Annotated in this window: 11 protein-coding genes; 3 read left to right on the top strand and 8 right to left on the bottom strand. The window is 57.2% G+C overall.

Annotated features, from left to right (window positions below; all coding sequences use genetic code 11):
- Positions 1-22 precede the first annotated feature (22 nt).
- From feoA to greB, 3 genes are all read right to left on the bottom strand, one after another.
- Positions 23-250 carry a ferrous iron transporter A gene (gene feoA, locus RTN40_RS08095; RefSeq protein ID WP_144818086.1) on the bottom strand — a complete coding sequence of 76 codons (228 nt, stop codon included), beginning with the start codon at positions 248-250 and terminating at the stop codon, positions 23-25.
- Positions 251-518: 268 nt separating this feature from the next.
- The gene (locus RTN40_RS08090; protein ID WP_312228015.1) at positions 519-2849 is read right to left on the bottom strand and encodes a Tex family protein; all 2331 of its coding nucleotides are present in this window, start codon (positions 2847-2849) and stop codon (positions 519-521) included.
- Positions 2850-2948: 99 nt separating this feature from the next.
- A complete protein-coding gene (gene greB, locus RTN40_RS08085) occupies positions 2949-3422 on the bottom strand; it encodes a transcription elongation factor GreB (protein WP_103820325.1) in 474 nt (157 codons plus the stop codon).
- Between the two features lie 139 nt (positions 3423-3561).
- Here greB and ompR point away from each other — a divergent pair, with 139 nt between their 5' ends.
- Together ompR and envZ are read left to right on the top strand one after the other, a co-directional pair.
- A complete protein-coding gene (gene ompR, locus RTN40_RS08080; protein ID WP_042393138.1) occupies positions 3562-4281 on the top strand; it encodes a two-component system response regulator OmpR in 720 nt (239 codons plus the stop codon).
- Entirely contained in the window at positions 4278-5621 is a 1344-nt protein-coding gene (gene envZ, locus RTN40_RS08075) for a two-component system sensor histidine kinase EnvZ (RefSeq protein ID WP_312228014.1), read from the top strand. The genes ompR and envZ overlap by 4 nt, the downstream gene beginning before the upstream one ends.
- Before the next feature lie 44 nt (positions 5622-5665).
- Here envZ and pckA read toward each other — a convergent pair whose 3' ends face one another.
- The 5 genes from pckA to RTN40_RS08050 all read right to left on the bottom strand — a co-directional run bounded on the left by pckA (position 5666) and on the right by RTN40_RS08050 (position 11827).
- Positions 5666-7285, bottom strand: coding sequence for a phosphoenolpyruvate carboxykinase (ATP) (gene pckA / locus RTN40_RS08070; protein ID WP_312228013.1), 1620 nt, complete (start codon positions 7283-7285; stop codon positions 5666-5668).
- 347 nt (positions 7286-7632) lie between these two features.
- Positions 7633-8511, bottom strand: a complete 879-nt coding sequence (gene hslO / locus RTN40_RS08065; protein WP_312228012.1) for an Hsp33 family molecular chaperone HslO — start codon at positions 8509-8511, stop codon at positions 7633-7635.
- Positions 8512-8535: 24 nt separating this feature from the next.
- A complete protein-coding gene (gene hslR / locus RTN40_RS08060) occupies positions 8536-8937 on the bottom strand; it encodes a ribosome-associated heat shock protein Hsp15 (RefSeq protein WP_312211884.1) in 402 nt (133 codons plus the stop codon).
- A 10-nt stretch (positions 8938-8947) separates the two neighbouring features.
- On the bottom strand, positions 8948-9616 hold the full coding sequence (yrfG, locus tag RTN40_RS08055) for a GMP/IMP nucleotidase (protein WP_312228011.1): 669 nt from the start codon (positions 9614-9616) through the stop codon (positions 8948-8950).
- 72 nt (positions 9617-9688) lie between these two features.
- On the bottom strand, positions 9689-11827 hold the full coding sequence (locus tag RTN40_RS08050; RefSeq protein ID WP_312228010.1) for an intracellular growth attenuator family protein: 2139 nt from the start codon (positions 11825-11827) through the stop codon (positions 9689-9691).
- 268 nt (positions 11828-12095) lie between these two features.
- On the opposite strand from RTN40_RS08050, the gene nudE reads away from it, so the two are divergent.
- Positions 12096-12656, top strand: a complete 561-nt coding sequence (gene nudE, locus RTN40_RS08045; protein ID WP_312228009.1) for an ADP compounds hydrolase NudE — start codon at positions 12096-12098, stop codon at positions 12654-12656.
- Positions 12657-12685: the final 29 nt, after the last annotated feature.

Genomic DNA, 12685 nt, shown 5'->3' with positions numbered 1-12685 from the left:
AGACTCATTGCGTGGAGCGCCGTTAACGCGGCAGGGCTTCCACCTCTAATAACGCGAGATCTTTTTTGCGTAATACCAGGCTAACACGCCGGGTTTGAATATGAATGGGATCGCCTAAGGGGGCGACGCGCACCACGTTAAATGACGATCCGGGGAGCATGCCTAGCGAGAGCAATTTTTGCCGGTAGGCCGGGCTAATTTCACGGGAAAACCCCACGATTTTCCACGCGCTGGCGGGCGAGAAGGACATAGGACGGACCTGCTAGATTAATGGTTAAATAATCAACAGGGCAATGGTAATGATAATAGTTTTTATCATCAATCATTAAAATGTGTGGGAGTGTTGAATTAGGTAAGAATAACTATTAGGTTTGATTTAGCGCAATATTTGCCATTGCTCTTTTAACAGCGGGAATTAATTAATATACGTTGTGGTAACAAGGAGAGTTATATTTATTTACTCTTCGCGTAAATAAACTCCCCCTGCACGATAAATTAACGCGAAGGGGGAGAGGGGATCAGCGTTTTTTACCCATTGCCGCTGCCAGCGCATCCATCATCGCGCTGTTGCCAGCCGGCTGCGTTTCACGACCACGTGGCTTCGCCGGACGGGAAGCGGGTTCACGCTTCGCGCCGTTGCTGTTGCTGCCGCCGCGTCGGGCGTTGCCTTCGCCTGGCTGCTCGTCCAGACGCATGGTCAGGGCGATACGCTTGCGGGGCAGGTCAACCTCCAGCACCTTCACTTTCACTATGTCGCCCGCCTTCACCACCGTGTGGGGATCCTCAACGAACTTATTGGCAAGGGAAGAGATGTGTACCAGGCCGTCCTGATGCACGCCAATATCCACAAACGCGCCGAAGTTGGTCACGTTGGTGACCGCACCTTCAAGGATCATCCCCGGCTGCAGGTCGTTCATGGTCTCAACGCCATCGGCAAAGGTGGCGGTTTTAAACTCGGGACGCGGGTCGCGGCCAGGTTTCTCCAGCTCTTTGATGATGTCGGTGACCGTCGGCACACCAAAGCGCTCGTCGGTAAAGTCAGATGCCTTCAGGCCGCGTAGATTGCTGCTGTTACCCATCAGGTCGCGCAGCGAGTGCTCGGTCGCGGCAAGGATACGCTCGACCACCGGGTAGGCTTCCGGGTGAACAGTGGAGGCATCCAGCGGGTTATCGCCGTGGTTGATGCGCAGGAAGCCTGCACACTGCTCAAAGGCTTTTGGCCCCAGGCGGCTCACCTTCAGCAGCTGCTGACGGTTGTGGAACTGGCCGTTCTCGTCGCGCCACGCCACGATATTCTGCGCCATCATCCGCGTCAGGCCCGCGACGCGGGTCAGCAGCGGCACGGAGGCGGTATTGAGATCGACGCCGACGGCGTTCACGCAGTCTTCTACTACCGCATCCAGCTTACGGGCCAGTTGGGTCTGGCTGACGTCATGCTGGTACTGGCCGACGCCGATGGATTTTGGATCGATCTTCACCAGCTCCGCCAGCGGATCCTGTAAGCGCCGGGCGATGGAGACCGCGCCGCGCAGCGAAACGTCGAGACCCGGGAACTCCTGCGCCGCCAGTTCAGAGGCGGAGTAGACCGACGCTCCGGCTTCGCTGACGATTACCTTCTGCCCCTTCACCTGCGGGAACTGCTTCTGCACGTCGAGGTAGAAACGTTCGGTTTCGCGGGAGGCGGTACCGTTGCCGATTGCTACCAGCTCTACGTTATGCTTTTCACACAGCGCAGCCACGATGGTGGCGGCTTTTGCCGCCTGGCCGGTGTGGGGATAGATGGTATCGGTCGCCACCAGCTTGCCGGTGCCGTCGACAACCGCCACCTTCACGCCGGTACGCAGGCCAGGATCGAGACCCATGGTCGCGCGCAGCCCGGCAGGGGCGGCCATCAGCAGGTCGTGCAGGTTGCGGGCAAATACGTTGATGGCTTCATCTTCGGCGCGCTCGCGCACCGTGCCCATCAGCTCGGTCTCCAGATGCATCAGCACCTTGATGCGCCAGGTCCAGCTCACCACGCCTTTGCGCCAGCTGTCCGCCGGGGCGTTGTTCAGGCGCAGGTCAAGATGATCGCTAATAATCTGTTCGCAGTGGCTCTCTTTTGGCGGCTCGTCAAACTGCGGATCGGCATTTAGCGCCAGCTGCAACACGCCTTCGTTGCGGCCGCGGAACATTGCCAGCGCACGGTGGGACGGCACGCTGGAGATCGGCTCATGATGATCGAAGTAGTCGCGGAATTTCGCGCCCTCTTCCTCTTTGCCGGCGACCACGGTTGCCGTCAGGTGAGCATTTTTCCACAGGTAGTCACGCACCTTCGCCAGCAGGGCGGCATCCTCAGCAAAACGCTCCATCAGGATGTAGCGTGCGCCGTCCAGCGCGGCTTTGCTGTCGGCTACGCCTCTATCGGCGTCAATAAACTTCTCCGCTTCGGTTTGCGGATCGTGGGACGGGACGTTCCACAGCAGATCCGCCAGCGGCTCGAGGCCAGCTTCGATGGCGATCTGTCCGCGGGTGCGGCGTTTTTGTTTGTACGGCAGATAGAGATCTTCGAGTTCGGTTTTATTCAGGGTGCCGTTAATGGCTTTTGCCAGCTCGTCGGTCAGCTTGCCCTGGTCGCCGATGGATTTCAGAATTGCCTGACGACGCTCCTCCAGCTCCCGCAGGTAGCCCAGGCGGGTCTCAAGGTTGCGCAGCTGCGTATCATCCAGCCCGCCGGTGACTTCCTTACGATAACGTGCAATAAACGGCACGGTGTTCCCTTCATCAAGCAGGCGAACGGCAGCTTCTACCTGTTCGGCTCTGGCCTGAAGTTCACCCGCAATAATGCGGCAGAGCGAATCATTCATCATGGCTATTTCATCTAGTGGATCGAGTAGTGGATCGAAAATCAGGGGGATAGTTATACGGACTGGCTGGCAAAAATGCCAGCCGGGGAGGATGCTCCAGGACTATTTAACGTACTCGATTTCGTTGACGTACCAGCTCGCTTCGCCGCCAGGCGTCTGGACGATTGCCAGGTCGCCGACCTCTTTCTTCAGCAGCGCACGGGCCATCGGAGAGTCGATGGAGATATAGTCTTTGCGGCCAAAAATCTCGTCGTAGCCCACAATGCGAAAGCGCTTAGTGTCGCCGTCGTCGTTTTCGATCTCCACCCAGGCACCGAAGAACACTTTGCCCTCCTGCTGCGGGGAGTAATCAACAATTTTCAGGTTTTCCAGGCATTTCGTCAGGTATCTGACGCGGCGGTCAATTTCCCGCAGGCGTTTTTTATTATACTGATAGTCAGCATTCTCGCTGCGGTCACCGAGGCTTGCCGCCCAGGTCACCTTTTTCGTGACTTCCGGGCGCTCCTGACGCCAGAGATAGTCCAGCTCCTGTTTAAGCTTGTCGTAACCTTCTCGGGTGATAAGTGGCGTTTTCATCCGGTTTTTGCCTTTAAGCTGCTGTTAAATATGCTTTGTAACAATTTCGACTAGAATGTATACCAGATTTAGCTGGTGGTCGGCGCACACTTTTTTAGAATACGCACTTATATTGTCCGAACCTTTGGGAGTACAAACAATGCAAGAGAATTATAAGATTCTGGTCGTCGATGACGATATGCGCCTGCGCGCACTGCTGGAACGTTATCTCACCGAGCAAGGCTTCCAGGTTCGCAGCGTGGCCAACGCAGAACAGATGGATCGCCTGCTTACCCGTGAATCCTTCCACCTGATGGTACTCGACCTGATGCTTCCCGGCGAGGACGGTTTGTCCATCTGCCGCCGCCTGCGTAGCCAGAGCAACCCGATGCCGATCATTATGGTCACGGCGAAAGGGGAAGAAGTTGACCGTATCGTGGGGCTGGAGATTGGTGCGGATGACTACATTCCTAAGCCGTTTAACCCTCGCGAACTGCTGGCCCGCATCCGCGCGGTGCTGCGTCGCCAGGCCAACGAGCTGCCCGGCGCACCGTCGCAGGATGAGGCCGTCATTCAGTTTGGTAAGTTCAAGCTCAACCTCGGCACCCGCGAAATGTTCCGCGAAGATGAGCCGATGCCGCTCACCAGCGGCGAGTTTGCGGTGCTGAAGGCGCTGGTGAGCCATCCGCGAGAGCCGCTCTCCCGCGATAAGCTGATGAACCTGGCGCGCGGTCGTGAATACTCGGCAATGGAGCGCTCCATTGACGTGCAGATCTCCCGCCTGCGCCGCATGGTGGAAGAGGACCCGGCGCACCCGCGCTATATTCAGACCGTCTGGGGTCTGGGCTACGTCTTTGTGCCGGACGGCTCTAAAGCATGAGGCGACTGCGCTTCTCGCCGCGAAGTTCATTTGCCCGCACGCTGCTGCTGATTGTCACCCTGCTGTTTGTTAGCCTGGTGACAACCTATCTGGTGGTGCTGAACTTTGCCATTCTGCCCAGCTTGCAACAGTTTAATAAGGTGCTGGCGTACGAAGTGCGTATGCTGATGACCGACAAACTGCAGCTGGAGGATGGCACGCAGCTGGTAGTGCCCCCGGCGTTTCGCCGGGAGATCTATCGCGAGTTGGGCATCTCTCTCTACTCGAACGAGGCGGCGGAAGATGCCGGCCTGCGCTGGGCGCAGCACTATGGCTTTTTAAGCCAGCAGATGGCGCAGCAGCTGGGCGGCCCAACGGAAGTGCGCGTTGAGGTAAACAAAAGCTCACCGGTGGTGTGGCTGAAGACCTGGCTGTCGCCCAACATTTGGGTACGCGTACCGCTCACCGAGATCCATCAGGGCGACTTCTCGCCGCTGTTCCGTTATACCCTGGCGATTATGCTGCTGGCGATAGGCGGGGCGTGGCTCTTTATACGTATCCAGAACCGACCGTTGGTAGACCTTGAGCACGCGGCGCTGAAGGTGGGGAAAGGGCAGATCCCGCCCCCGCTGCGCGAGTATGGCGCCTCGGAGGTACGCTCTGTGACCCGAGCCTTCAACCAGATGGCGGCAGGGGTTAAGCAGCTTGCCGACGATCGTACCCTGCTGATGGCGGGCGTCAGTCACGACCTGCGTACGCCGCTAACCCGTATCCGGCTGGCGACGGAGATGATGGGTGAGCAGGATGGCTACCTGTCAGAGTCAATCAATAAGGATATTGAAGAGTGCAATGCCATCATCGAACAGTTTATTGACTATCTGCGTACCGGCCAGGAGATGCCGATGGAGATAGCCGAGCTGAATGCGGTGCTGGGGGAGGTCGTTGCGGCAGAGAGTGGCTACGAGCGTGAAATTGATACCGCGCTCTATCCGGAGGAGATCTACCTGCGCATGCACCCGCTGTCGATTAAGCGCGCCATTGCTAACATGGTGGTGAATGCCGCCCGCTACGGCAACGGCTGGATCCGGGTCAGCAGCGGCAGCGAGGCGAACCGCGCCTGGTTCCAGGTAGAGGACGACGGGCCGGGCATTAAGCCGGAGCAGCGCAAGCACCTGTTCCAGCCCTTCGTGCGCGGCGACAGCGCTCGCAGCACCAGCGGCACCGGGCTGGGGCTGGCGATTGTGCAGCGTATCGTCGATAACCATAACGGCATGCTGGAGCTGAGCACCAGCGAGCGCGGCGGTCTCTCGATTCGCGCCTGGTTCCCTGTTCCGGTCACGCGTGGGCAGAATAATACGTAGAATGTAGGCCGGGTAAGCACAGTGCTACCCGGCATTTTACACTCTTATAATTTCGGACCTGCACTCACCAACGCCGCGCCCGCTGGCGTATCGGTATACTTCTCAAAGTTCTCAATAAACAGCTTCGCCAGCGCGTTGGCCTTCTCTTGCCACTGCTCAGGGGAGGCATAGGTGCTACGCGGATCGAGGATCTGCGGATCGACACCCGGCAGGCTGGTGGGGATCGCCAGATCAAATATTGGCAGCGTGAAGGTGTCAGCCTTATCAATAGAGCCATCAAGGATGGCGTCAATAATGGCCCGCGTGTCCTTAATCGAGATCCTTTTTCCCGTGCCGTTCCAACCGGTATTCACCAGATAGGCTTGCGCGCCCGCCGCCTGCATCCGTTTGACCAGTACCTCGGCATACTGCGTCGGGTGCAAGGAGAGGAACGCCGCGCCGAAGCAGGCGGAGAAGGTCGGGGTTGGCTCCGTCACGCCGCGTTCGGTACCGGCCAGCTTGGCGGTAAAGCCGGAGAGGAAATGATATTGCGTCTGGTTTGCGGTCAGACGGGAAACTGGCGGCAGCACGCCAAAGGCGTCGGCAGTCAGGAAGATAACCTTAGTGGCATGGCCCGCTTTTGACACCGGCTTGACGATATTATCGATATGGTAGATGGGGTAAGAGACGCGAGTATTTTCGGTCTTGCTGCCGTCATCAAAATCGATGGTGCCGTCGTCGAGCACGGTAACGTTTTCCAGCAGCGCGTCGCGACGAATAGCGTTATAAATATCTGGCTCTGCCTCACGGGAGAGCTTGATGGTCTTGGCGTAGCAGCCGCCTTCAAAGTTAAACACGCCGTCGTCATCCCAGCCGTGCTCGTCATCGCCGATCAGGCGGCGCTTGGGATCGGTGGAGAGCGTGGTTTTGCCGGTGCCGGAGAGACCAAAGAACACCGCCACGTCGCCCGCTTCACCGACGTTCGCCGAGCAGTGCATAGAGGCGACGCCCTTGAGCGGCAACAGGTAGTTCATAATCGAGAACATCCCTTTCTTCATCTCGCCGCCGTACCAGGTCCCGCCGATAAGCTGAATGCGTTCGGTCAGGTTAAAGGCAACGAAATTCTCAGAGTGGAGACCCTGCTCCTTCCACTGTGAGTTTGTGCATTTTGCGCCATTCATGACGATAAAGTCCGGCGTAAAGTCAGCCAGCTCCTCATCCGTCGGGCGGATAAACATGTTCTTCACAAAGTGCGCCTGCCAGGCCACTTCGGTAATAAAGCGCACCGCGAGGCGGGTGTCGGCATTCGCACCGCAGAAGGCGTCAATGATAAACAGACGCTTGCCGGAGAGCTGCTGGGTTACCAGCCCTTTCAGCTGCTGCCAAACCTCGGGAGAGAGCGGTTTATTGTCATTTTTGCCTTTGCCTTTATCGGCCCACCACACGGTATCGCGGGTGGTGTCATCGCGGACAATGTACTTATCTTTCGGCGAACGCCCGGTAAACACGCCGGTATCGACGGCGACAGCACCAGAATTCGTCACTCTGCCCCGCTCAAATCCCTCCAGGTCTGGACTGAGTTCCTCCTGATACAGCGTATCGTAGTCGGGGTTGTAGACGATATCCTGAACATCATTGATACCATAAGCCTTGAGATCCTGCGGGGTTAAACGTTTAACGCGCATGTCACTGCTCCTTAGCCAATATGTATTGCCTGCGATTGTAGGGTTATTCTGAGGGGGTTAACCGCGACGAGGCTCATAGATTTATGCATCCAGACAAGCCTTCGCTGGTGAAAACGCTGTTACATCTACCCATAAGCGAGACAAATTATGGCAGGATTCATCAGTTGCATAGCGAAAATGCTCTATAAAGGCAAAACGCAGGTGATTTTATCGGTGAGATTGTGAGTGTAATCGCTTTCCGGTAATAAAATTACGTAATGGTTTCAGGAAAGTGATCGCCCGTGCGGCGTCTGTAAGGGGAGGGGAGAGCAGCGCGCCGTCGGGCGACGCGCTGGGGGAGCAAGTAATCAGTGTACCTGCGGATCGGCAGGAGAAGCGTTGTTGCGGATCTCCGCAATATCCATGGCGTTAAACAGATAGTGATTGCCACAGTAGTCGCAATGCATATCGATTTCGCCGTCTTCTTCCAGAATACTGTCGATCTCCTCATCCGGCAGCGTCTTCAGCGCGCCGGCGCAGCGTTCGCGGGAGCAGGTGCACTTGAACTCAACGTCCTGCGGATCGTAGAGCGTCACCTCTTCTTCATGATAGAGACGCCACAGCACGTCGTTCGCTGGCAGAGTAAGCAGCTCTTCCGTTTTGATGGTGTCGGTCAGCGTTGCCAGGTGCTCGAAGTCATTGGAGTCGGTATCCTGGGCTGGCAGTACCTGTAACAGCATACCGCCTGCAGCGGGCAGGCCATCGACTTCACCGGTACGGATGTAGAGGCGCGTCGGCAGCTGTTCTGAACGCATAAAGTAGTCCTCAAGGCACGCCGCCAGCGTATCGCCTTCCAGACCCACTACACCCTGATAGCGCTCGCCCTCTTCCGGGGAAATAGTGATCACCAGATAGCCATTGCCGACCAGGGTTTTCAGATCGGCATCGTCCGCAATCTCGCCCTGAACACGCGCCACGCCGCGCATCTGCTGCTGGTTGTTACCGTTGATGACCGCCAGGCTCATCGGGCCATCGCCCTGCAGCTGAACGGTAATATCACCGGCAAATTTCAGCGTAGCGGTCAGCAGGCTGGTAGCCACCAGCAGCTCCGCGAGGATGTTTTTCACCGGCTGCGGGTAGCTGTGGTTTTCAAGGATCTGCCGCAGGCTTTCGGATACCGTTACCAGTTCGCCACGAACAGCGTAGTTTTCAAACAGATAGCGGTGTAATTGGTCGTGTTGGGCCATAATTATCTCTCTGGAGGGCGACGACTACTCGTCATCACCATATTTAAATTTCATCAGGTCGCGGCGCTCTTTTTTATCCGGGCGACGCTCCGGATGCGGCATCGTTAACGCGTTCATCTTGCGGGCCAGCGCCATCTTTTCGCGTTTTTCAATACTTTCAGCTGTCTCTTCATACAGCGCCACCGCCTCGCTTGCCGGACGGCGCTGATCGGTGATGGCTTTCACCACCACCGTGCGTTCATCGTTTCCCTGACGCAGGGTCAGAGTGGCGTTCAGCTCGACGATTTTACCCGGCTTGCTGCGTTGCCCGTTGTAGTGCACCTTACCGCCCTCGATCATCTCGCGGGCCAGGGCGCGGGTTTTGTAAAAGCGCGCCGCCCAGAGCCATTTGTCTAAGCGGACTTCTTGCGCGGGCTTCTCTTTCATCGCGTCTCCTTCACTTGAGGGAGGGGATCAGGCGGCGATAGTCATTGAGTCCGGGGTGGCGCTGGTAGCGCTTCTCCACCAGCCCGGAGTCAGGATTGGTGACGCCGAGACAGTAACGAATACCGAATGCCGCTGCCGCATCCAGGATCGGCTCGCTGTCATCAATAAACAGCGTCTTCTCCGGGTTCAGGCCAGTAGCCTCAACGACGGCCTGCCACAACCGTTGATCCTCTTTCGGATAACCAAATGTGTGGGTAGAAAGCAATAAATCAAGGTGTGCGCCAAGCCCGGTATGCTCAAGCTTCACCGCCAGATTATGCGGATGTGCATTGGTGAGCAGAATGCGACGCTTGCCGCAGGCTTTCAGCGCGTCCAGAAAAGGCACCGTATCCTCACGCAGAACGGCACGTGCTCCCTCGGCGGTGGTCATGGCACAAATATCCAGGCCGAGGCGTTCGCTCCAGTAATCCAGACAGTACCAGTTTAGCGTATGCTGCACAGCATGGTACTCCGCCTGCATGTGTGCCTGCGCCTCCGGCGGCGTTAAGCCGCGCACGGAACCAAAGGTTTCCGGTACCAGCGTCTGCCAGAAGTAGTTATCGAACGCCAGGTCCAGCAGCGTGCCGTCCATGTCCAGCAGCACGGTCTCTACGTCCTGCCAGTTGATATCAATATGCATGAGAGACTCCTGCGAGCGGATAAGCGCGACAGGGTAGCATACCCCGACGCGCATCGTATTTATCAGATGAGGCTATAAGATAAGGCTATCGGAGGCCTGAAGCAGCGGCGGATTCAGGCAGCTATCATAGTACTCCTGAATGTCGGCAAGACGTGAGCGGTGGCGCTGGTAGCGGCGCACTGCCTGCACGGCGTTGTAGAGGGTGCAGAGCGTCATCGCCAGCAATAGCAGCGCGGTACCAATATAGCGCCATAGCCCGGCGCTGGATGGCATTCGGTGCAGGCTGACATGCTTCGTCCCGTTGGCATCGGTGTAAATATTAGTGACGATACCCTCGGCGCTAAACGGGGTCTGCATCAGCATTTGCGCCAGTCGCTGGAACTCTTTCCACTGCTCCTGGGCCGGATAGTCATATAAGGCAATCGGCGGCCAGGGCTGATCCACCAGCTCGCTGCCCTCATCGCTGGCGATCACAAATCCACCCGGGGCCGGACTGTTCAGTGCCTGGGCGGCGCGTGACGTCTCGCGCAGCAGGAAGGGGGCGGTAGACGTGGTGACCAGGTTATCGAGGGATTCGGCGCTGACCGGACGCAGCAGCACGTTTACGCCGCTAAGCCTGCCGGCGCTGGCGCGTTTGGTCAGGGTCTCCCAGTCTTTGGTGTTGCCGAGGTTCACCAGCGCGTTTTTAAGCCGTACACACTCGTCGTCGGCAGAGCAGAGATCCTGGGTTTTCAGCACGATCTCGGCGAAATCATCCAGCAGCACCATGCCTGACTTCTGGATCGCCGAGCGCAGCGCGGCGCTAACGTGGGAATCCTCTTCGCTGGAGGGGTGCAGCTGCCGGTTGACTGCCTCAATCAGCGCATTGGCTTTATTTACGATATCTGACTCCGGCAGCGGCAGCGGCGGCGCGTCGTTCCAGATGATCTGCGAACAGTCGAACGGCGAGAAGGGGGAGTTTTGCCGCCCGCGCCAGTTCTCCTGCATATGGATATTGCACATCCCGGTGCCCTGGATGCTCAGGGTATCGCCTACCCGCAATCCAGCCTGCTCCAGTTGGCTAACGCTGGTGGCCTCAACGGTCTGCGCGCCTTTCATCCACGACAGGGTAAATTTGACCGGCATATCCAGCGGCACCCAGATCAGCAGCAGGATCAGCACTACCAGCGCGCCAAGGGAGATAATGGCGCTGCGCAGCCAGTGCTGTAAGGGGAAGTTAACCGCTTCGTCATGCAGGGAGAGAAAGCGCCCCTGGCGCACCACGTGGCGGTCGAGATAGATATCGATATCAGTCTGCTGGCCCAGATCCTGAGTGATGTAGGGCTGCCAGTGGCGAGGATAGATCAGATCGATAATCCCTAATGAGATATTGTTGATCTGCTCCTGGTTGTTCTCACCAAACAGCCCCCAGCGCCGGGGCGTGCCGCGCAGGCAGTGGATCTCCCGCAGGGTATTTTTTGCAGGTGGGGCGAAGATACCCCATAGTCCCGCAGCGAGCAGCATGACTGCTCCTCCTGCCATCCACGGCACAAAGACATCCGGCGTCGCGAGACAGAAATAGAACAGCAGGAATGAGGTGACGATCAACAGCGCTTCCCGCAGGCCGTCCGGACGACTCAGGGCATACTCCTCCCGCGTCTCCTGACGAATATTCAGCAGTTCAATCTGCTCGCTCTCTTCACCGCGAATCGAGGTCTGGGTAGAGGGCGGCAGCTCCAGCGCATAGCCGCGCGCTTCCTGAATATAGTCGCTCAGCGTATGGCCGTTGAGAGAGATCACCAGCGGAAGCGTATCGGTGCGGATAAGCTCAACCACGTTCTCGTCGGTAATATACTGCTCCCAGAACGGCGGCAGATGGACTTCAACCGAGTCGAGGAAGTAGCGCCACTTGTTCAGATCGTCGCTGTTAATGCCGTAGCGGGTGATCGAGTGGGTAACGGAGAGCACCGTATTGCTCTGCGCATTCAGGGAGAGAGAGATCGGCGCAGCGGTTGCGCCCGTCAGGCCGGGTGCCTGCTGGGTTCGGGACAGCGTCTCGATATAGGCTTCTACCGCGCTACGCTCTTCCGGGGTAAGCTTACGGTTCGCCGCGCCGGCGAAATCTGGCAGGTACGGCAGACGGAAGCGACGGTGTGAACGTCGTCTGAAAAACCACCCTGCAAGGAGTGCGCAGGCCAGCATAGCAGCGATAAAAATCAAAATGGTGCTCATGCTTTCCCCATCTTACTTTTTCTTACAGAGGTGTAGTCAGTGCACCTTGTTGGCGAAGCGAATTGTAGCAGCGCCCGATAGTAACAAAGCCGTATCGTTGACCATATCAGCAAATTCTTAGTTTCATTTCAACCTCTTGACTTTTTAGGCTAAATGATTAATGACACGCTCTACGTTGCACAAATGTAAATAAAAGGCAATTGCCGTTGCCGAAACCGTGCGGTTTGCCGCACAATGGCGAAAGTTTTCACTGGAAAGACCCATCAGAATGAGCAAATCATTGCAAAAACCCATCATCCTTAACGTAGAAACGGTAGCTAAATCGCGCCTGTTTAACGTCGAAAGCGTGGATTTGGAATTTAGCAACGGCGTTCGCCGCGTGTATGAGCGCATGCGCCCTTCGACTCGTGAAGCCGTTATGATTGTGGCCATTGTCGATGAGCACGTGATGCTAATCCGTGAATATGCCGTCGGTATTGAGTCCTACGAGCTGGGGTTCCCGAAAGGGCTGATTGACGCTGGCGAGAATGTCTATGAAGCGGCGAACCGCGAGCTGAAAGAGGAGATCGGCTTTGGTGCTAATCAACTCACCTTCCTGAAGAAGCTCAGCATGGCGCCCTCCTACTTCTCCAGCAAGATGAACATCGTGGTTGCAGAAGATCTCTATCCGGAGTCGCTGGAAGGGGATGAACCAGAGCCGTTGCCGCAGGTGCGCTGGCCGCTGGCACATCTCATGGATCTGCTGGAAGATCCCGATTTCAACGAGGCCCGCAACGTAAGCGCGCTGTTTTTAGTGCGTGAGTGGTTGAAAGGTCAGGGACGACTGTAGAGTACATAACGCCCAGCGGGAGTTGCTCC

The sequence above is a fragment of the Pseudescherichia sp. genome (genome assembly GCF_031987975.1).
Taxonomy (GTDB): domain Bacteria; phylum Pseudomonadota; class Gammaproteobacteria; order Enterobacterales; family Enterobacteriaceae; genus Pseudescherichia.
This window is presented reverse-complemented; position numbering and strand designations above follow the sequence as displayed.